This is a genomic window from Ursidibacter sp. B-7004-1 (assembly GCF_053654055.1).
In genome coordinates this window covers 51,587-73,351 of record NZ_JBSIUP010000006.1, presented here as the reverse complement: position 1 = coordinate 73,351, position 21,765 = coordinate 51,587, and the positions used below count along the sequence as shown (strand labels likewise).

Here is a 21,765-nt window from a genome sequence, read left to right as displayed (position 1 = left end):
TCCTGAAAACCCCGAATAGAAATTACGGAGTATTATAGCCCTAATTCGCTCCAAAGTTTTGCTTATTTTCGCTTTTTGTAAAATTTTCAGCTGATCGGACCGCTTGTTTAACCATTTGGGTTGGTAACATTTGTTATAAATCAAACCTATCAAGACAATTATTTGCACCAATATAGCCGATTGATTAGAATAGCCACCTTTACATTTAAGCAACAACGCTTTTACTTTTTATTTTCCTGTGGGTAGCAATGACAATTTTAGCACTAGGCATCAATCATAAAACGGCATCTGTCGGCTTGCGTGAAAAAGTGGCATTTGTCGAGCCTAAACGCCAGCTTGCTTTTGAACAAATTCAAGCTCGAAATCTTGCTGAAAGTGTTGTTATTCTTTCTACTTGTAACCGTACAGAGCTTTATTTTCATCAACCTGACGTTCCACCACAAGAAGATCATCCTGAAAATTTAGCGTGGCGAGAGCAATGTTTTGAATGGTTTGCTGATATTCATCAATTAGAACATTCGGAATTGCAGCAATGTATTTATTTTAAACAAAATATGGATGCAGCTTGTCATTTGATGAGTGTGGCTTGTGGATTAGATTCATTGATTTTGGGCGAGCCACAAATTCTCGGGCAAGTGAAACAAGCATTTCAAGAGAGTGAAATTTTCTACCAAAAGCAAGGTAAAACGGTTTCAACAAATCTCTCTCGCCTATTCCAAAAAACCTTTGCAACGGCTAAACGTGTTCGTTCTGAAACGGAAATTGGTGCAAGTGCCGTATCGGTGGCTTATGCGGCTTGTGGGTTAGCTCGTCAAATTTTTGATAGTTTTAGTCAGCTACGCTTTTTATTAGTCGGTGCAGGCGAAACGATTGAGCTTGTTGCACGTTATTTAGTTCAGCACGGGGCGAAAAATATTATGGTGGCAAATCGAACCCATATTCGAGCTGAAATGTTGGCAGAGAAACTGAATACACCGATGCAAATTCTTTCGCTTAGTGCATTACAACTCGGTTTGAACCAAGCAGATGTGGTAATTAGTTCAACGGGTAGTCCTGATGTACTCATTACACAAGCAATGGTAGAAAAAGCCCAAAAAGCCCGTCATTTTGACCCAATGTTGTTGATTGATATTGCTGTACCGCGTGATATTGACGAAACAGCAGGGGAGCTTGATGGCGTTTATGCTTATAGTGTCGATGATCTGCAAAATATTATTCAGCAAAACCTTGCTCAACGCCAGCAAGCCGCAGAACAAGCTAGAGAGATCGTTCGTGAAGAAGCGAAAGATTTCTTTGCGTGGTTAAAACAGCAACAATCAAGTAATTTAATTAAACATTACCGCCAGAGTGCCGAAAGTATCCGTTTGGAACTGTTGGAAAAAGCCCTTAATGCTCTACAACAAGGGCAAGAGAGTGAGAAAGTCTTAAATGAATTAAGTTATAAATTAACAAATCAGCTGTTACACGTTCCAACTCAAGCATTACAATCAATGGCAAAAAATGGTAATGCGAAAGCCTTACAGAGTTTTTCTCAGGCTCTAAAATTAGATCAAGATCAATCTGCCTACACCAAATAAAAATGCTAGAACAAACATCCTAGCATTCATACATAATTCTAAAATTTGATGGCTATATAAAGAACCTAATCTTATTAAATCTGCTTTAATAAATTCGCCATTTCGATTGCACCTAAAGCACATTCCGCACCTTTATTGCCCGCTTTTGTGCCTGCTCGCTCAATAGCTTGTTCAATATTTTCGGTAGTTAATACACCAAACATTACTGGGATACCTGTTTGTAATGTAATAGCACCAATCCCTTTAGCTGCTTCATTACACACATAATCATAATGAGTCGTTGAACCACGAATCACTGTGCCGATACAAATGATCGCATCATAGCGTCCACTTTCCGCCATTTTCTTTGCGACAAGGGGAATTTCAAATGCACCAGGAACCCAAGCAGTGTCAATATCTTCTGCTAATGCACCGTGACGTAGCAATGTATCTGTTGCACCACTGAGTAACTTATCATTGATAAAATCATTGAAACGACCGCATACGATGCCGAATTTTAAACCTGTGGCAACCAAGTTTCCTTCAATTTTTGCCATTTTTATATCCTCTATGTTGGTTAAATTAGTTGAAATTAAATAAGTGACGCATTTTTTGTTGCTTTACTTTGAGATAGTCTAAGTCGTGCTGATTTGGCTCAACTTGTATCGGCTCTCTTGCCGTAATCGTTAAGCCAAGTTGTTGCAAACCTTCAATTTTAGCTGGATTATTCGTAAGCAAGCGGATGGTTTTCACACCTAAATGACGAAACATTTGTGCACCAATATCATATTCACGTTCATCATCGCCAAAGCCTAACGCTAAGTTCGCTTCTACGGTATCCATTCCTTTATCTTGTAATTCATAGGCTCGAAGTTTATTGATTAAACCAATACCACGCCCTTCTTGGCGTAAGTAAAGTAATACACCACGCCCTTCTTTCTCAATTTGTGTCATTGCGGCAGCAAATTGTTGTCCACAATCGCAACGTTGAGAGCCAAAAGCATCGCCTGTTAAACATTCGGAATGAATACGACACAATACATCTTCACCGTTACCAATATCGCCTTTAACTAAGGCAACGTGTTCTTTACCCGTTAAAGTTTCAACAAAACTATGTGCAGTAAATTCACCATATTTTGTTGGCATTTTAACGATAGAAACCGCTTCAACAAGACGATCTTTCTCTCTACGATAAGCCTGTAATTGTGCAATAGTGATAAATGGCATTTGATGTTTTGTTGCAAAGGCTTGTAATTCTGGCATCTGCATCATAGTGCCATCTTCTGCCATAATCTCACAACATAATCCCGCAGGTTTTAACCCTGCAAGACGTGCGAGATCGACCGTTGCTTCTGTGTGTCCATTACGAACTAATACGCCACCTTGTTTAGCAACAAGTGGGAACATATGTCCAGGGCGGCGGAAATCACTGGCTTTGGCATTTTCATCAATCACTTTTAATGCTGTGAGTGAACGTTCTACGGCAGAAATACCCGTCGTAGTTTCAATATGATCGATAGAAACGGTAAAAGCGGTCTGATGGTTATCACTATTTTCTACCACCATTGGTGATAATAAGAGTTTATCGGCTAAATCAGGGGAAATCGGCATACAGATTAAGCCTTTCCCATAAGTTGCCATAAAGTTGATATTTTCTGGTGTAGCAAATTCCGCTGCACAGATAAAATCCCCTTCATTCTCACGATCTTCATCGTCAGAGACCAAAATAATTTTGCCTTGGCGTAATGCTTCAAGGGCTTGTTCGACAGTTGAAAACTGAAACATTGTTAAAATCCTACTTTCCTTAAAAATTCTTCTGTAATTGTGCTACTTGGTGAGCTTGATGCAGGCTGCAAAAGTTTTTCTACATATTTGCCGATCACATCATTCTCTAAATTCACTTTTTGCCCGACTTTTTTTATTCCTAAGATCGTTTCTGAAAGCGTGTGAGGAATAATGGATACACTAAAATAATCTTGCTCACAATCCACGACAGTTAAACTAATACCATCAATAGTAATTGAGCCTTTTTGAATGATGTAACGCATAATAGCGGGCGTGGTCTGAATTTTAAACCAAACCGAGTTATTGGCTGGGGTAATGGCAATGATTTTTCCAATACCATCAATATGACCAGAAACAATATGCCCGCCAAAACGTCCATTTGCTGACATTGCTCGCTCTAAATTTACTGCACTATTCGCTTGTAATTCGCCTAGAGTGGTTCGAGCTAGGGTTTCAGACATCACATCAGCACAAAAATGGCTTGGGCTAAATTGGGTTACGGTTAAGCAAACTCCATTTACAGCAATACTATCGCCGAGTTTGACATCTTGTAAAATATGGTTGGCACGAATAGCAAGTTGTGCAAAATCACCTTGCTTGCGTATTGAGATAATCTCGCCAATTTCTTCAATAATTCCTGTAAACATTAGTTTTCTATCTCAAAATCTAATAAAATATCTTGCCCTACGATTTCAATTTGGGGCGTTTTCAATTTAAGTGCTTGGGCTAATTGCGGAATGCCTGTTCCACCAACAGGTGTTTTAGCTGTGATACCACCCAGTAGTTTAGGTGCAATATAGCAATGCACTCGGTTAATTAAGCCTTTTTCTACAAAGCTAAAATTAAGTTGTGAGCCGCCTTCAAGTAATAAACTATCAATCCCTTGCTTGCCTAATTTTTGCAAAAGATCGTTTAAATCAACCCGCTTGTTATCTGATTTGGTTACTAAAATCTCTACACCAAAGGTTTGGTAAGCTAGGTGTTGATCTTCGTTGTCATTTAGCGTAGCAATGATGGTTCGATATTGTTTAGCAGTTTGAACTAATTTACTCTGAACAGGTGTACGGAGCCGGCTATCACAAATAATTCGAATAGGTTGTTTGGCATTCTCAATACGACAATTTAATAATGGATCGTCTGCTAATACCGTTTCTACCCCCACCATAATGGCACTGTATTGATGACGGGTTTGTTGAACGCTTTGGCGAGCTGTTTCACTAGTGATCCATTTAGATTCTCCAGTGCTAGTGGCAATTTTCCCATCTGCCGTCATTGCATATTTCATCAAAACATAAGGACGTTGGGTGCGAATGTAGTGAAAGAAAATCGGATTTAACGCATCACATTCTTCTCTCAATATGTTTTCAATCACTTCAATACCTGCGTTGCGTAATTGAGTAACACCTTTGCCTGCCACTAATGGATTTGGATCAGCAGAACCAATTACAATCGTTTTAATTCCTTTTTCAATTAATAAATCAGAACAAGGTGGCGTTCGTCCGTAATGGCAACAAGGTTCTAAAGTAACGTAGGCTGTCGCTCCCGTTAAGTTCTGCTGACAATTTAAGATAGCTTGACGCTCTGCGTGCCATTCGCCATAACGTGTATGATAACCTTCTGCAATGACTTCACCATTCTTGACAATTACACACCCAACTAAAGGATTAGGGTTTGTCCAGCCAACTCCTTGTTTTGCCAAATCAATGGCTTTTTGCATAAATTCTGTATGACTCATTCGGTAAATTGTGTGTATAGGGCGGGTATTTGGAATAGATGATCAGCGTTGCAAACTTTAGGTAAAATCTACCCGCTTATTCAATACGAGTGGTGATCTCACCTAAGTTAGCTTTAGTGTTATAAAAAGAAAACGCCTTGAAATCATCAGATCTCAAGGCGTTTTCAAGCACAACAAAAACACTCGACAAATATCGAGTGTTTAAATCTAAATTGCTCTTCTTCCATCCAGACTATACTGTCGGTTTTGGAATTTCACCAAATCCTGCTTTGGCTTTCGCCTCTGCTCGCGGACTTTACCGCCGATCGGGAGTTTCACCCTGCCCTGAAGATTAAAAATTGTTGCGAATTTTCTACTTTAAATATACTGATGTCAATCACAACCTTACATTTATAAAAATATATAAACTTCTTTGTATTGTTCTATAATAAAACTGGCTATATAAATGTATCTACTCCACCATAAAACAAGCAATTTTTGTGCCATCAGGATAGGTTTTTAGCTCTGGTCGTTCTTGTTTACAACGTTCGGTTGCAAGGCGACAACGTGCGTGAAAGGCACAGCCTTTCGGCGGGTTGAGTGGGCTAGGTAGTTCACCTGTGAGCTTAATACGTTCACGCCTGTGTTCTGGCTCTAAACGTGGTGTTGCCGAAAGAAGTGCTTGAGTATAAGGGTGACGTGGGTTACTGAAAATCGCCTTGGTTTCGCCTTGCTCAACAACTCGTCCTAGGTACATTACCATTACTTCATCGGCAATATGTTCTACCACAGACAGATCGTGAGAGATGAACACATAAGATAAGCCCATTTCCTCTTGGAGATCCATCATCAAGTTAAGCACCTGAGCACGCACTGAAACATCAAGTGCTGAAACAGGTTCATCTGCAACAACAATATCAGGGCGAAGCATTAGCCCACGAGCAATGGCGATACGTTGGCGTTGTCCGCCTGAGAACATATGTGGGTAACGGTCGTAAAATTCAGGTTTTAATCCTACTTTTGCCATCATTTCTAGCACTTGCTCTTTGCGTTGTTGTGCTGAAAGGTCGGTGTTGATCAATAACGGCTCTTCTAAAATTGCTCCGACTTTCTTACGCGGATTAAGTGACGCATAAGGGTTTTGAAATACAATCTGAATTTTTTTACGGCGTAATTTTTCTGTTTCGCTATCGCTAACTAGAAAATTCTGCCCTTTATAAAATAGCTCGCCTTCTGTTGGGCGTTCAATCATTGTGAGCATTCGCCCTAAGGTTGATTTTCCACAACCAGACTCACCAACAATCGCTAAGGTTTTCCCACGTTCTAAGGTAAAAGATACACCATCAACGGCTTTTACCATTTTCGGTTTGGCAAACATTCCTTTTTTGACGGGGTAATATTTTTTTAAGTCCACCGCATCTAATAGCGGTGCGTTTTGATTGAGATTTTGCATACTTATTATTCCAACTCAATTTCTTCACTGCTTATAAGAAAGCGTTTTTATTTGGTAAGCCGTCAAGACCTAATGGCGTATGACATTTTACTTGTCGTCCATTTAGTGTTCTTAATGCTGGTTCTTCTTGGCGACAACGCTCCGTTGCATAAGGGCAACGTGGGTTTAATAAACAGCCTTGTGGTCGGTCATATTTACCCGGTACAACCCCTGGGAGTGATTGTAAGCGTGATTTACCTTCCGCAAATTCAGGTAAGGCTTTTAATAATGCTTGTGTATAAGGGTGCAACGGCGATTTGAAAATTTGCTCTGCTTTTCCTTCTTCAACCACTTGCCCTGCATACATTACGATAATGCGATTTGCTGATTCCGCAACCAGTGCCAAATCGTGAGTAATTAAGATCAACGCCATATTTTCTTTGCGTTGTAATTCAAGCAGTAAGTCAATAATTTGTGCTTGAATGGTTACGTCTAATGCGGTAGTTGGTTCGTCAGCAATCAGTAATTTAGGGTTGCAGGCAATCGCCATTGCGATCATTACACGTTGGCTCATTCCCCCTGATAATTGATGTGGGTAAACATCTAAACGAGAAACAGGATCAGGAATACCAACCATTGTAAGCAACTCAACGGCTCTTGCTCTACGGCTTGCTTTTGAACCACCTTGGTGAACCTTTAAGGCTTCCATAATTTGATAGCCAACGGTATAACTTGGGTTAAGGCTTGTCATTGCATCTTGGAAAATCATTGATACATCTGCACCTACGATTTTCTGTTTCTCTTTCGGTTTTAATGCAAGAAGATCATTGCCATCAAAATGTAAAGCATTTGCCATTACACGTCCAGGGTAGTCAATCAATCCCATAATAGCTAATGAACTGACCGATTTTCCCGATCCTGATTCTCCCACAATACCTAATACTTCGCCTTCATTGATGGTATAACTCACACGATCCACAGCTTTGAATGGTGTTTTTTGATCACCGAAGTGGACGGAAAGCTCTTTTACTTCTAATAATGCCATTTTCTGCCCTTACTGTTTTAATTTTGGATCAAGTGCATCACGCAAGCCATCTCCCATTAGGTTGAAAGCAAGCACAAGCAATAAAATAGCTAATCCTGGAATGGTAACTAACCAGTTTGCCGATTGCATAAAACCACGAGATTCCGCCAGCATTGTGCCAAGTTCTGGTGTTGGTGGTTGAGCACCGATTCCTAAGAAACCCAGTGCTGCAAGCTCTAAGATTGCATTAGAGATCCCCATTGTCATTTGTACGATTAAAGGAGCTAAACAGTTAGGTAAAATAACGATGAACATTAAACGCCATACGCCTGCACCAGCAACTCGAGAAGCGGTAACATAATCTCGATTTTTTTCACTTAGCACAGAAGCTCGTGTTAAACGAACATAGCTTGGTATAGAAACCACCGCTATCGCAATTGCCGCATTGATAAGCGAAGGTCCGAGAATAGTGACAACTCCGATAGTTAATAGTAGGCTTGGAATTGCCAACATAATATCGACAAAACGCATAATCACAATATCAATAGTGCCGCCATAGTAGCCAGCTAATAGACCGAGAATGACGCCAAGCACGCAAGACATTAACACAATCAATAAGCCGATAAAAATAGATAATCTCGCACCATAAATAATACGGGAAAGAATATCACGCCCGATATCGTCTGTTCCGAGTAAATATTGGCTGTTACCACCATCAAACCACGCTGGTGGAAGTAGCAAAGCATTACGGTTTTGCTCAATAGGGTCAAACGGAGCAACAAAATTAGCAAAGATACACGCAAACGATACGATTGCGATAAAAGTCAGCCCGATAACCGCCCCTTTATTTTGGCGAAAATAGTACCAAAATTCTTGAAAAGGCGTTAAGGGAGCAGGTGAAGTTACTTCAACACTAGACATCAATTACTCCAAAATCAATTAAGTATGGCGAATTCGTGGATTTACCACGCCATAAAGTAAATCTACGGTTAGATTCACTAAAATAATAATAGTCGCAATAATCAGCACTGAACCTTGTAATACAGGGTAATCTCGTGAGTTAATCGCATCAATAATCCATTTACCGATACCCGGCCACGAGAAAATATTTTCAGTTAATACCGCACCCGATAATAATTGCCCCACGATTAGCCCTACCACTGTTACCACAGGAATTAACGCATTACGCAAAGCGTGAACAATCACAATACGAGTTGTATTTAATCCTTTGGCTTTTGCGGTTCGGATATAATCTTCACCCAACACTTCTAACATTGATGAACGTGTCATTCGAGTGATGATCGCAAGTGGGATTGTCCCAAGCACAATTGCAGGCAGAACAAGGGATTTTAAGGCGGCTATAAATGCCCCTGGTTCGTCTGAGTTCCACGTATCAATCAACATAAAACCAGTGTCAGCTTCAATCCAAAACTCTGCGGGTAAACGCCCTGATGCTGGCAACCCTAGTGGGGTTGAAACATAGAGAATTAAAATAAGTCCCCACCAGAAAATAGGCATTGAATAACCTGTTAATGACATTGATGTTACAGTATGAGAAATCCAAGACTCTTTTTTTACTGCGGCAATCACGCCCAATATAATGCCTAAAACTAAAGACCAAAGTAATGCAAAAAAAGCCAGTTCGACAGTGGCAGGAAAAAGAGTGAAGAATTCTTTCAATACAGGTTCATTATTGCGGAAAGAGTTGCCTAAATCCCCCTGAAAAACACCCTTAATATAATTAAAATACTGTTCATATAGCGGTAGATCTAAACCAAGCTGTTTCATCATTTGTAGATGAACTTCTGGCGATAACCCACGCTCGCCCATCCGAATTTCAATCGGATCCCCCGGAATTAAATGCACTAAAGCAAAAGTAATTAACGTTATCGCCAAAAAAGTTGGGATAACCATCAATATACGTTTAAGAATAAATTGAATCATTCAACATCTCTTCATTTGAAAAAATAAAAATGTTCTTTTGCTATCTTGTGATAGCAAAAGAAATCAAGCGGTCTCATTCTACCTTAATTTTCAAAATTAACGAAAAATCTGACCGCTTATTTGATTATTTTTCTAAATCCACAGAATAAAAGTTGTGTAAACCAAATGGACTAACCACATAGCCTTTCACATCTTTACGCACTGGGAAATAGGTTGTTGAGTGTGCAACAGTAATCCAAGGTGCTTGCTCTTTAAAAATAACTTGAGCTTGTTTATACAGTTCAGTACGTTTCGCTAGATCGGTTTCTTGAGCTGCTTGCGTCACTAAATCATTAAATGGTTTATAACAGAAGTTTGCATAGTTAGAACCCGATTCTACTGCCGCACAGCTTAATAAGGTATTTAAGAAGTTATCAGGGTCACCATTATCACCCGTCCAGCCCATCATACCTGTTTGGTGATCGCCTGCACGCAGGCGTTTAAGATATTCCCCCCATTCGTAGCTTACAATGTTTGTTTTCACCCCTACTTTTTCCCAGTCTGCTTGAACAAGCTCTGCCATACGGCGAGCATTTGGGTTATATGGGCGAGAAACTGGCATTGCCCAAAGATCTGTTTCAAAACCCTTTTCAAAACCAGCTTCTTTTAATAACGCTTTCGCTTTTTCTGGATCATACTCGTAATCTTTAACATCTTCATTGTAAGACCACATTGTCGGTGGAATTGGGTTTTTCGCAACCTGACCTGCGTTTTGATATACCGCTTCTACAATCGCTTTTTTATTTACTGCATAATTCAATGCTTGACGAACTTTCACATTATCAAAAGGTGCTTTTTGTACGTTGAAATTCAGATAACCAATGTTTAATCCTGGTTTAGTTAATAATGTAATTGCAGAATCAGATTTTAATTTTTCAATATCCGCAGGATTTGGATATGGCATTGCGTGGCACTCACCTTTCGCCAACTTAGCATAACGTACTGAAGCATCAGGCGTAATAGAGAAAACTAAACGATCAATCTTAGCTTTACCACCCCAGTAGTTTTCAAAGGCTTTATAACGTACAGTAGAATCTTTTTGGTAAGAAACAAATTCAAAAGGCCCTGTTCCAATTGGGTTGCTATCAATTTTCTCTGGCGTGCCTGCTTTAAGTAATTTATCCGCATATTCTGCTGAATAGATCGATGCAAAATCCATTGCTAAATTTGCTAAAAATGGTGAGTTTGGCACATTTAGGCTAATTTTAACGGTGTAGTCATCTACTTTTTCTACTTTAGAAATAATATTTTGCATATCCATTCCAATGAAGTATTCGTAGTTACCACCTGATACTTTGTGGTATGTATTTGTTGGATCAAGCTGACGATTGAAAGAGAAAACAACATCATCAGCATTAAAATCACGACTTGGCGTAAATTCTTTATTGCTTTGGAATTTAACCCCTTTACGTAAGTAGAAAACATAACTTTTACCATCTTCAGAGATTTCCCATTTTTCTGCTAATGATGGAATTACATTAGTTGTACCATTTTCAAATGCTGTTAGGCGATCGAATATTGGCTGACCAGATGCATCTAGTGTTGCCCCATCTGTACCTAACACTGGGCTTAAGTATGAAGGCGATGCCTCACTACAATAAACAAATGTTTTAGGAGCTGCCATAGCTGAGCCAGAAGCCACCGCTAAGGCAATAAGTGAGAGTTGTGTTAATTTTTTCATTGTTTCACCCCGATTGTGGTTGTTGTTATAAAAATGTTAAATAAGTTATATCAAAATGGAATATACAATTTTTTTTATTAAAAGCAATAGTTTTTTTTATCCATTTTATAAATAAGCGGTGAGATAACACTCATTTTTTACAAATTTTGCTCTTAATCTCACCGCTTGAAATAATATTTGATATTACAGCACCATTGCTGCAATCCAACCGAAAACTAATAACGGAATGTTATAGTGAATAAAGGTTGGAACAACAGAATCCCAGATGTGATCGTGTTTACCATCAGCATTTAAACCAGATGTTGGCCCTAGTGTTGAATCTGAAGCTGGTGAACCTGCATCGCCAAGTGCCGCTGCAACCCCAACAATAGAGATAGTCGCTAATGGTGAGAAACCAAAAGAGATACAAAGTGGCACATAGATCGAAGCAATAATTGGCACAGTTGAGAAAGATGAACCAATTCCCATTGTGATCAGTAAACCAACTAACAACATTAAAAATGCCGCCATTTCTTTGGTTTCAATAGTTCCTTTCAAACTTTGTACTAATTCTGATACACCGCCTGTTGAATTAACAACATTGGCATAACCTGAAGCTGCAATCATTACAAAGCCGATCATTGCCATTAAACGTAAACCATCTTGGAAAATATCATTACTCTGTTTGAGTTTAAACACCCCACCCAATGCGAAGATAACCAAACCAATTAAGCCTCCTAATACCGTTGAATTTGTTGAAAGTTGCACCACACAGGTTGTAATAATCGCAATTAAACTGATCCAAATGTGGAAAGATTTGACTTGTGCTACACGAGTTTCAATATCGTCTAATTTTGCTTTGGCAGTTTCAACATAAGTGCGTGGTTTACGGTAAGTAACAAAGATTGCGAGTAATAACCCGAAGATCATACCAGCCACAGGAATTGCCATTGCTTTAGTAACACTCGCAACAGACGCCACTATTCCAAAAGCCTCACCAGCTTGATTGATATTTTTCACTAAAATATTTTCAATAAAAATTTGACCAAAACCAGCAGGAATTAACATATATGTTGCAGTTAAACCAAAAGTTAAAGCACAAGCAACGGCACGGCGGTCAATTTTTAATTGATTCATTACGCTTAATAGTGGTGGAACAACAATCGGGATAAAGGCAATGTGTACAGGGATTAAGTTTTGTGATGACATTGAGAAAGCGACTAAAGTAAACAGCACCATATATTTAAACCAAAATACGGAGCGACCTGATGGACGTTTTCCAAAAGATTGAATCACTTTATAAGCTAATAAATCGGTTACACCTGATTTAGATAATGCGACAGCAAATGCCCCTAATACTGCATAGTTCATAGCCGTTTCAGCCCCACCGCCTAAACCACCAGTAAATGTTTTGACAGTCGTATTTAAAGCCTCACCAAATGCCATACCATCAGTACTATTTCCTAAAATACCGCAAGTTAAGGCTGCAATAATCAACGCAATTACCACATTGATTCGCATTAAACTTAATGCGAGCAATACAACAATTGAGATGACCACTTCGTTTGATAACAACATAGTTTTGTCCTCTAAGTTAAAGTTAAAATTTGAAAATTAAGTTAAAAAATTGACTAACAAAAAACCCCTCGAAAGCTGCCTTCCGAGGGGTTTAAAATGGTTTTAAGGTATCGTAATCACATTTCTCGCTCGGAAGATTCTTCCGAACACGCTAAATGCCCGAAAGATTATTCAGGTAAATGGCGATGATGATGTTTTTTGAATGTGATGTTCATAACGACTCCTAATTTGAATTGACTTGGAATATATACTAGCAAAAATGAAATTGCAAACTCTTTTTTACATCTGTAAATAAATATTTCATTTTCCCTTTATGATATCAAATCCACATAATAAAGAGAGATTAAACCTCAACACCAAACTTTTCTTTTACAAGTGCTTGGAAATCTGTACAACCACCAACGTGTTGATTATCTAAGAAAATTTGTGGAACGGTGGCAACAGGTTTGCCAACACGCGGCTCTAAATCTTCCTTTGAAATATTTTGTGCAATCATATCAATAAATTCAAAATCAAAATCGGTTAATTCCGCTTTCATTTTTTCTGCTAAGGCTTTTGCACGAGTGCAATATGGGCAAGTCAAACGACCGTAAATTTCTACAAACATTGTATCCTCTCAATGAGTTAAATAAATAAGCGGTCTGATTTTAACAGATTTTTGCAAAAAATCCTGTAAATGCGACCGCTTACTTGAACTGGTAATATAGTTAGACTATGGATTAGTCATCTTTTGGCTCTGGTGCTTTTGGTAGAACCAGATTTAAAAGAATAGCCACAATTGCACAAAGGCTAATGCCTTTAAGTGAAAATTCGCCTACATTGACTAACATTCCACCGATACCAAATGTCATTACAACTGAAACAATACATAAATTGCGTGGTTCGCCCATATCTACTTTGGCACGAATTAAGGTACTCATACCCACTGCAGCGATTGAGCCAAACACTAACATCATAATGCCACCCATTACAACGCCTGGGATAGTTTGTAGGAATGCCCCCACTTTTCCGCAGAAAGAGATACCGATAGCCCAACAAGCCGCCCACGTCATTACTCGTGGGTTGAAGTTTTTCGTTAGCATTACTGCCCCTGTTACTTCCGCATAGGTTGTATTTGGTGGGCCACCTAATACTGCAGCCGCTGATGTAGCAACCCCATCGCCTAATAACGTACGGTGTAAACCTGGTTTATGTAAGAAATTTTTACCTGTTACAGAACTAATTGCCATAATACCACCAACGTGTTCAACAGCTGGGGCAAGTGCAATAGGCAGTAAATATAAGATTGCCTCAAGTTTGAATTCAGGTGTGGTTAGGTTTGGTAAGCTAAACCACGCCGCATCAAGCACTGGCTGGAAATTCACTAATCCCATAAAAATAGATAGAATATAACCAACAGCAATAGCAAACATAATCGGTACAAGTTTCATTAAACCTTTAGCAAATACTGCCACGATCAATGTAGTGATTAAGGTAACCATTGAAACAATAAGAGCTTGTTCATAAGGTACATTGCTTGTTTTACCTAGTGCCATATCTACGGCAACAGGTGCTAAACCTAAACCGATGATAATGATAACTGGCCCAACAACAACAGGTGGGAAAATTCTATCTAAAATAGCAACCCCTTTTAACTTAACTAAAGCAGACAGTGCAAAATAGATTAAGCCTGTAAAAATCAAGCCACCCATTGTGACTGAAATACCCCATTGTTGTACGCCGTATTGAATAGGGGCAATAAAAGCAAAGGAAGAAGCAAGGAAAATTGGCACTTGTCCTTTAGTACAAAGTTGGAAAAGTAGTGTGCCGACACCTGCGGTTAAAAGTGCAGTATTAGGATCAAGACCCGTAATTAACGGAACAAGGACTAAAGCCCCAAATGCGACAAATAGCATTTGTAAGCCAACAAACGCCTGTTTAGGCGTACTGATATTTTCTGTTGTCATTTTAGTTTCAACTCTCAGTTTGAATTAACTTTTATTTAAAGTGGTAAATTAACATAAAAAGAGTTATCCCATAAGGATAACTCAGACTGATGACAAACCCTAATTTGTTGTATTCAATAAATGGATACACTCAGTGCGTCCGAATGAAAAAAGGTTTTGTCAATAATCTGGGGCAAATGTAATTTGCCCCTACATATGAACCAAATGCCCGAAATGTAGGGGCTAATTACATTAGCCCCAGACTGATGACAAACCCTAATTTGTTGTATTCAATAAATGGATACACTCAGTGCGTCTGAATGAAAAAAGACTTTGTCAATAATCTGAGTTATCCCATAAGGATAACTCTGAATTGCATTATAGCGGAAAGTAGTCAAGTTGTAGAAAACTTTTACAAAAATAGATTATATAAATGCCCTACTTCATAAGTACTAAATATTCTGCCTTGCCACCGCATTTTGGTAGCCAAACTGTCGCCACGCCTCATATACGACAACAGCAACGGAATTGGATAAATTCATACTACGGCTATCTTTACACATTGGAATACGAATTTTTTGAGACATTGGTAAGCTATCTAAAATAACCTTAGGAATACCACGACTTTCTGGTCCAAACATCAGAAAATCCCCCAACTCATACTGGACATCACTGTGGTTAGGCTCACCTTTTGTCGTTAATGCAAATAAACGTTTTGGTTTAGCTTTGGCGAGAAAATCATTAAAATCTTTATATTTCTGAATATCGACAAATTCGTGATAATCAAGCCCTGAACGGCGTAATTTCTTATCGTCCCAAGCAAAACCAAGTGGCTCAATCATATGTAAGCGAAAGCCACAATTTGCACATAAGCGGATAATATTACCACTATTTTGTGGGATTTCAGGTTCGTATAAAACTATATCTAACATTCTGCTCTCTTATAACTGCTCTTTTTGATGAGTGATGATCCAACAGTTGTGAATATGCGGATTACGTTCAAAATCAAGGGGTAAAGTCTTATGCGAAATATTTTCTGCATTTAACCCTAGTTGTGCTAACCCTTCAAAATCCATTTTAAATCCACGTTTATTATTTGAAAACACGATAGTGCCATCATTGGTTAAAATACGTTTGAGCTGTTTGAGTAGATCAATATGATCCCGTTGTACGTCCCAGCTATTTTCCATTCGCTTGGAATTTGAGAACGTAGGCGGATCAACAAAAATTAACTCAAAACGTTCTCGACATTCTGCCAGCCATTGTAAACAGTCTGCTTGGAATAGGCGGTTATGGCGAAGTGATAAATTATTTAACTCTAAGTTTTGCTCAGCCCAGTTAAGATAAGTATTTGACATATCTACGGTAGTGGTAGATTTTGCTCCATTTAAGGCAGCGTGAATAGTTGCAGACCCTGTGTAAGCAAATAAATTTAAAAAGGTTTTACCTTTTGCCATTGCCCCCACCATTTTGCGAGTTAAACGATGGTCAAGGAATAAGCCAGTATCAAGGTAATCGGTAAGATTAACCCACAATTTTGCCCCATATTCATTGACATAGAAGTAGTCGCCTTTATTTGCTAGTTTTTCATACTGATTAGTACCTTTTTGCTTCTGACGTACTTTAAGCACCAATTTATTTGTTTCTACGCCAGTAACATAAAGCGTAGCAGATACTGCATCTAATAGTCTTTGACGAGCTTTATTTTCATCAATATTTTTTGGAGCGGCATATTCTTGCACCACGATATGATCCGCATAGCGATCGACAGCTAAATTATACTCGGGTAAATCCGCATCATACAGGCGATAGGCATCAATACCTTGCTGTTTTGCCCATTTCTCTATTTTTTTAATATTTTTGGCTAAGCGGTTAGCAAAATCCTGTGCAACCTCTTTCCCTGCGTGAGCCGTTTGTTCAAAAACAAGATCGGGGGTTTGTTCAACCACTCGCTCACTAATGAGATAATTTTTTTGCACACAATCTAATGGTCCATTTTTGGCTTTAAATTGGCGAGAAGAACGTAAACGTAAGCAATTTAATAATTCAGGCTCACCACTAAAAATAGATGCATTCCAGCCTGCAAATTGTTGTTTAAGACGTTGTCCAAATACTGAATAGAGAGCAATCAGTGCAGGTGTTGTTCCTAAACGCTCACCATAAGGCGGGTTACAAACGACTGTACCTATTTGCTCTGGGAATGGATTTTTAAGTGCTGCAACATCACCTTGTTGCCACTGAATTAAATGAGCGACCCCCGCATTTTCGGCATTTTGCTTGGCTTTGGCTAATACGCGGTGATCAAGATCGAAACCATAAAAGTTTGCAAGCGGAGAGATTTCACTATTTTTTTGTAATTCCACAGCCTGATCGAATACTTGTTTCCACAAGGCTTGGCTATGCCCTTTCCAAGCATAAAATCCCCATTTTTGACGGTTGATTTGTGGGGCAATATTTGCTTGCATTTGAGCAGCTTCAATTAACAACGTTCCAGAACCACACATTGGATCAACTAATGGCGTTCCTCTTTTCCAACCTGAACGGAGAATAATTGCAGCCGCAAGCGTTTCTCGTAGCGGAGCTTTCCCTGTATCTTCACGATAGCCACGCATATGTAACGCATCACCGCTTAAATCTAAAGATACCACAAGGTTTTCACGATCTAGATAAATGTGAATACGCACATCAGGGTTAATTTTATCTACTGTTGGGCGAGCAAAACCTTTACGTTCAAAATAATCAACGATCCCGTCTTTTACTCGCATTGCCCCAAATTGAGTATGGCGGATTTCTTGGTTAGTGCCATTAAAATCAACAAAAAAAGTATCTCGTGGGTCAAACAATTCAGCCCATTGGTAACTAACGATAGAGGCATATAAATCGCTATCGCTAAAAATTTTGGTTTGAAGTAAGGGTAACAAAATACGAGATGCCAAACGGCTATGTAATAGAGCTTTATATACCCCAGTTTGATCTGTGGTGAAATGTACTCCACCTTGAGCAATTTTACATTGTGCGTCAGTAATTTGCTCTAATTCGCTTTTTAGCATTTCTTCAAAACCACGAGCAGTAGTGGCAAAATAAGTGTTTTTTGTTGTCATTGTGAGTTTTTCTATCAATAAAATTGAGCTAATTATAGCGGAATAGCGTGATAAGCGGTGAGATTTGGTAAAAAATTTGTAAGTACCTAATCATTAAAATGACAAAACCAACAAAAAGAATTATTCTTATTTGCATTTTAATATATAATTAACACAAAAAGTTTTATTCACAACATCACAGGAAAGTAAATTATGAAAAAATTATTGAACACAGCTCTCGTGTTTTCTCTTTTTGCGACAACGCAGCTAGCGAATGCAGTTACAGTTAAAGATCGTAAAGGTGACTTTACGTTAGATACTGTGCCACAACGTGTAGTTGCATTGGAATACTCTTATGTCGATGCATTGGCACAAATTGGCGTAAGCCCTGTTGGTGTCGCTGATGATAATGATAAAACTCGTATTCTTCAGCAAGTACGTGATAAAGTTCAGACTTGGGAATCTGTTGGTACTCGTTCCCAACCAAGTTTAGAAGCCATTGCTGCATTAAAACCTGATTTAATCATTGCTGATGATAATCGCCATTCTGCCGTATATGAAGAATTAAAGAAAATCGCTCCAACGGTTGTATTTAACTCTCGTAACGAGAACTATACGGAAAATTTGGAAACTGCACAGAAAATCGGTGATTTATTAGGTAAATCAAATGAAATGAAAGAACGTATCGCTAAACACGAACAATATATTAACGATATTGCTAAAAGTTTACCGAAAGGAAAAAAAGCGATCATTGGTGTTTCTCGTGAAACTCAATTCCATTTATTCAATAATGAATCTTACGCTGGTGGCTTAGTTGAAAAACTGGGCTTTGAAATGCCAAAAGCAGCTTCTGACAATAAACCAAATAGTGCTGTTGGCTTGGAGCAAGTCGTTGCAGAGAAGCCAGAATTAATGATTTTAACTCACTATCGTGATGAAAGTATTGCTAAAAAATGGGAAAACGAAGCGTTATGGAAAGTTATCCCTGCGGTAAAAAATAACCAAATTATGACGGTAGATGGCAATCTTTGGTCTCGAGCTCGTGGTATTGATGCTGCTGAAATTATTGCTAAAGAAGTACAAGATTTCGTAAATAAATCTGCGAAATAATGAGAAGATTTGCTTGTTGGAGCTTCCCCATTTTTGTATTAATTATGCTTTTATGGGGAAGCCTTTTTTTGTACTACCCAACCGCCATATCAGGGTTTGAAACTCTTCAAGCCTTTTATGGCAGTGATGATGAGCTGATCCAAATTACGATTTTGGATCTGCGTTTACCACGTTCTTTAGTTGCGATAGTAATGGGGGCAAATCTTGCAGTTGCTGGTGCGTTACTTCAAACTATCACACGTAATCCTTTAGCTTCACCTTCTTTATTAAGTGTCAATGCGGGTGCAAGTTTAGCAATGGTTACGGCAACTGCCGTAATGCCAGCTTTCTTTTCAGGATATAGTATTGCGTTTATCGCCAGTGTTGGTGGTGGCTTAAGCTGGTTATTAGTAATGCTAATTAGTGGAGGTTGGCGTTCAAACTCCGATCGCCATCGTGTTATTTTAGCTGGGATTGCTGTTTCACTATTTTGTGCGGCATTGACCAAATTAGTCATTATTATTGCAGAAGATCACGCAGCTAACATTATAAACTGGTTAGCTGGTGGAATTGCTCATACTCGTTGGGTAGAATGGTGGATTATTCTTCCCTTTTTCTTGCTTAGCATTATATTTTGTACCTTTTTTGCTCGCCAACTTAATCTATTGAATTTAAGTGATGAATCCGCTCAATCTTTAGGTGTCGATTTATTTCGTTTACGTTGGCTAGCTAACATTGTAGCACTGCTAATCATTGGCTCAAGCGTGAGTATTGCTGGTCCTGTGGCATTTATTGGGTTACTTATCCCACATCTTGCTCGCTACTATATCGGTTATGATTTGCGTAAAACCTTACCGATATCGATGATTTTTGGGGGCTGTTTAATGCTATTAGCAGATATTACTGCTCGTGCTGTCGCTTTCCCTAGTGAAATCCCTGCAGGAGCAATTCTTGCACTCATTGGAGCACCTATTTTTGTACTCTTTGCGAGAGGAAAGCGTTAATGAATATCTTTAAGCGGTCTGTTTTACACTATTTTTTGCAAATTGGATTTTATCCTATAACGCTCCTTATCACGCTCGTACTTTTTATATTGAGCTTGCAACTTGGCACATATAGCCTATCGTTACAGGAAATATGGCAAATTTTACAAGATCCGAATAATCCACATTATTTCACACTCTTCGAATATCGTTTACCTAGGGCTATCCTTGCGATATTACTAGGCGGAGCATTAGCAGTTTCTGGGGTACTTATTCAAAGTGTTGTCAGAAATCCCCTTGCATCACCTGATATTTTAGGTATCAATAATGCAGCAGGACTTATTGCAGTTCTCTGTTTAGTTTTCTTTCCTGGAATTGCATTCTACTGGCTACCTATTTTTGCTTTTATTGGCGGTATTCTCTCTTTTGTGATTTTATGGATTATTTGTGGTTTTCATTTCCGCCCGATCAAAATGGCTATTATTGGTGTGGCACTGTCTGCATTATGGGCAGCAATCAGCCATTATTTGATGTTATCTAATCCGCTTGACATCAATTCAGCAATGCTTTGGCTTACAGGAAGTTTATGGGGAAGAAGTTGGTCTTATCTTACTGTTGTATTACCTTGGATACTTATTTTGCTACCATTACCTTTTATCTTTTGTCGAGATTTAGATACTTTAGCTCTCGGAGAACAAAAAGCAGCGACATTAGGTGTGCATATCAGTAAAACTCAAATTTTAATTTTACTGTTAGCCGTTGCTCTTGCCACAACAGCCGTTGCTATTTGCGGACCAATTGCTTTTCTAGGATTAGTTGCACCACACTTAGCAAGACACTTGGTTGGTGGTCGTCATCGACGATTATTACCCGCAGCCTTATTACTTGGTGCTATCTTACTACTGTTGTCCGATATTCTAGCCCGTATCATTGCTCCACCTGTTGAAATCCCAGCAGGGATTCTCACCGCTATTCTTGGTGCACCTTATTTCTTCTATTTATTGATGAGAACCAAATAATGAGTTTAGTTGTAGAACATCTTCAGCTTGCCTACCACGATAAAGTAATTGTGCAAGATCTCAATTTAACCCTACCCAACCAAAAGATCATCGGTCTTATCGGTCCAAATGGCTGCGGTAAATCAACGGTACTAAAATCATTGGCACGTTTACTAAAACCTAAAGTTGGTAATGTAAGTTATCAAGCTAAAGATATTTGGCAAATATCTGCCAAAGAATATGCCAAAGTTCTAGCATTTTTGCCACAACAGCACCTTGTTCCCGAAGGTATTAGTGTAAGAGAATTGGTTGCTTATGGACGATCTCCTTACTTAAATTTATGGGGGAAATTAAGTGAAAAAGATGAGCAATTAGTAGAACAAGCAATACAACAAACTCAAGTGGTTGAGTTAGCAGATAAGTTAGTAAGCGACTTATCTGGAGGGCAGCAACAGAGAGCCTTTCTAGCAATGACATTAGCTCAAAATGCCGATATTATTTTATTAGACGAGCCGACAACTTATTTAGATCTTAATCACCAAGCTGAGCTAATGGCGATGATGCGTCATTTACAACAACAAGGAAAAACGGTAATTACGGTATTACACGATCTGAATCAGGCGTGCCGTTATTGCGATCATTTAATTGTTTTAAAACAGGGAAAATTGATTGCACAGGGCTCTCCTGATGAAATAATGAATGCTGAACTACTGAAACAAGTTTTTGATCTTGATGTAGAAATCCACCCTGATCCTGTCAGTAAAACTCCGATGTTTATTTTGAAATAATAGTAAAGCATAACATATTGTTTATACGATAAAAAAGTTGGTAAGAATAATTAAAAATATTCATTACCAACTGTTTAGTCCTATAGATGTATAAAGTGGTAAAAGATCAACCATTTTATTCTATATGGTATTTTGTCCATTACACCAGTATTTTTTACTTTGTTATTTAG

General features: G+C 38.7%; 19 protein-coding genes, 1 riboswitch and 1 other annotated feature. Of the genes, 5 read left to right on the top strand and 14 right to left on the bottom strand.

The window, feature by feature from the left end; all coding sequences use genetic code 11:
• Positions 1-248: 248 nt before the first annotated feature.
• Positions 249-1,577, top strand: a complete 1,329-nt coding sequence (gene hemA, locus ACWIW0_RS03340) for a glutamyl-tRNA reductase (protein WP_454452194.1) — start codon at positions 249-251, stop codon at positions 1,575-1,577.
• A gap of 74 nt (positions 1,578-1,651) precedes the next feature.
• On the opposite strand, the gene ribH is transcribed toward hemA, so the two are convergent.
• The 14 genes from ribH to rlmKL all read right to left on the bottom strand — a co-directional run bounded on the left by ribH (position 1,652) and on the right by rlmKL (position 17,758).
• Entirely contained in the window at positions 1,652-2,113 is a 462-nt protein-coding gene (gene ribH / locus ACWIW0_RS03335) for a 6,7-dimethyl-8-ribityllumazine synthase (protein WP_454452193.1), read from the bottom strand.
• Positions 2,114-2,138: 25 nt separating this feature from the next.
• Positions 2,139-3,341 carry a bifunctional 3,4-dihydroxy-2-butanone-4-phosphate synthase/GTP cyclohydrolase II gene (locus ACWIW0_RS03330; RefSeq protein ID WP_454450141.1) on the bottom strand — a complete coding sequence of 401 codons (1,203 nt, stop codon included), beginning with the start codon at positions 3,339-3,341 and terminating at the stop codon, positions 2,139-2,141.
• 2 nt (positions 3,342-3,343) lie between these two features.
• Positions 3,344-3,988, bottom strand: coding sequence for a riboflavin synthase (ribE, locus tag ACWIW0_RS03325; RefSeq protein WP_157394045.1), 645 nt, complete (start codon positions 3,986-3,988; stop codon positions 3,344-3,346).
• On the bottom strand, positions 3,988-5,076 hold the full coding sequence (gene ribD / locus ACWIW0_RS03320; RefSeq protein ID WP_454452192.1) for a bifunctional diaminohydroxyphosphoribosylaminopyrimidine deaminase/5-amino-6-(5-phosphoribosylamino)uracil reductase RibD: 1,089 nt from the start codon (positions 5,074-5,076) through the stop codon (positions 3,988-3,990). The genes ribE and ribD overlap by 1 nt, the downstream gene beginning before the upstream one ends.
• Before the next feature lie 211 nt (positions 5,077-5,287).
• Positions 5,288-5,412, bottom strand: a riboswitch (FMN riboswitch).
• A gap of 115 nt (positions 5,413-5,527) precedes the next feature.
• On the bottom strand, positions 5,528-6,508 hold the full coding sequence (locus ACWIW0_RS03315; protein WP_454444073.1) for a peptide ABC transporter ATP-binding protein: 981 nt from the start codon (positions 6,506-6,508) through the stop codon (positions 5,528-5,530).
• Between the two features lie 31 nt (positions 6,509-6,539).
• Positions 6,540-7,532, bottom strand: coding sequence for a dipeptide ABC transporter ATP-binding protein (gene dppD, locus ACWIW0_RS03310; protein WP_454452191.1), 993 nt, complete (start codon positions 7,530-7,532; stop codon positions 6,540-6,542).
• A 9-nt stretch (positions 7,533-7,541) separates the two neighbouring features.
• Positions 7,542-8,432 (bottom strand): ABC transporter permease subunit, encoded by an 891-nt coding sequence (locus ACWIW0_RS03305; protein ID WP_454446708.1) that lies wholly within the window; start codon positions 8,430-8,432, stop codon positions 7,542-7,544.
• 18 nt (positions 8,433-8,450) lie between these two features.
• Positions 8,451-9,455 (bottom strand): ABC transporter permease subunit, encoded by a 1,005-nt coding sequence (locus ACWIW0_RS03300; protein WP_454446709.1) that lies wholly within the window; start codon positions 9,453-9,455, stop codon positions 8,451-8,453.
• Between the two features lie 124 nt (positions 9,456-9,579).
• Positions 9,580-11,175, bottom strand: a complete 1,596-nt coding sequence (locus tag ACWIW0_RS03295; RefSeq protein ID WP_454452190.1) for an ABC transporter substrate-binding protein — start codon at positions 11,173-11,175, stop codon at positions 9,580-9,582.
• A gap of 183 nt (positions 11,176-11,358) precedes the next feature.
• A complete protein-coding gene (locus ACWIW0_RS03290; protein ID WP_454452206.1) occupies positions 11,359-12,729 on the bottom strand; it encodes a Na+/H+ antiporter family protein in 1,371 nt (456 codons plus the stop codon).
• A gap of 59 nt (positions 12,730-12,788) precedes the next feature.
• Positions 12,789-12,924, bottom strand: a sequence feature (His leader region).
• Positions 12,925-13,075: 151 nt separating this feature from the next.
• A complete protein-coding gene (locus ACWIW0_RS03285) occupies positions 13,076-13,339 on the bottom strand; it encodes a GrxA family glutaredoxin (protein WP_454452189.1) in 264 nt (87 codons plus the stop codon).
• Positions 13,340-13,451: 112 nt separating this feature from the next.
• Entirely contained in the window at positions 13,452-14,678 is a 1,227-nt protein-coding gene (locus tag ACWIW0_RS03280; RefSeq protein WP_454452188.1) for a uracil-xanthine permease family protein, read from the bottom strand.
• Positions 14,679-15,109: 431 nt separating this feature from the next.
• Entirely contained in the window at positions 15,110-15,589 is a 480-nt protein-coding gene (gene trmL / locus ACWIW0_RS03275) for a tRNA (uridine(34)/cytosine(34)/5-carboxymethylaminomethyluridine(34)-2'-O)-methyltransferase TrmL (protein WP_454452187.1), read from the bottom strand.
• 9 nt (positions 15,590-15,598) lie between these two features.
• Positions 15,599-17,758, bottom strand: a complete 2,160-nt coding sequence (gene rlmKL, locus ACWIW0_RS03270) for a bifunctional 23S rRNA (guanine(2069)-N(7))-methyltransferase RlmK/23S rRNA (guanine(2445)-N(2))-methyltransferase RlmL (protein ID WP_454452186.1) — start codon at positions 17,756-17,758, stop codon at positions 15,599-15,601.
• A 192-nt stretch (positions 17,759-17,950) separates the two neighbouring features.
• Here rlmKL and ACWIW0_RS03265 point away from each other — a divergent pair, with 192 nt between their 5' ends.
• The 4 genes from ACWIW0_RS03265 to fecE are packed head-to-tail and all read left to right on the top strand — an operon-like array spanning position 17,951 to position 21,595.
• The gene (locus ACWIW0_RS03265) at positions 17,951-18,847 is read left to right on the top strand and encodes a Fe(3+) dicitrate ABC transporter substrate-binding protein (protein WP_454452185.1); all 897 of its coding nucleotides are present in this window, start codon (positions 17,951-17,953) and stop codon (positions 18,845-18,847) included.
• Positions 18,847-19,830, top strand: a complete 984-nt coding sequence (fecC, locus tag ACWIW0_RS03260; protein WP_454452184.1) for an iron-dicitrate ABC transporter permease FecC — start codon at positions 18,847-18,849, stop codon at positions 19,828-19,830. The genes ACWIW0_RS03265 and fecC overlap by 1 nt, the downstream gene beginning before the upstream one ends.
• Positions 19,830-20,828, top strand: a complete 999-nt coding sequence (gene fecD, locus ACWIW0_RS03255) for a Fe(3+) dicitrate ABC transporter permease subunit FecD (protein ID WP_454452183.1) — start codon at positions 19,830-19,832, stop codon at positions 20,826-20,828. Before fecC ends, fecD begins: the two co-directional genes overlap by 1 nt.
• Complete coding sequence (fecE, locus tag ACWIW0_RS03250; RefSeq protein ID WP_454452182.1) at positions 20,828-21,595, top strand: Fe(3+) dicitrate ABC transporter ATP-binding protein FecE; 768 nt, start codon at positions 20,828-20,830, stop codon at positions 21,593-21,595. Before fecD ends, fecE begins: the two co-directional genes overlap by 1 nt.
• Positions 21,596-21,765: the final 170 nt, after the last annotated feature.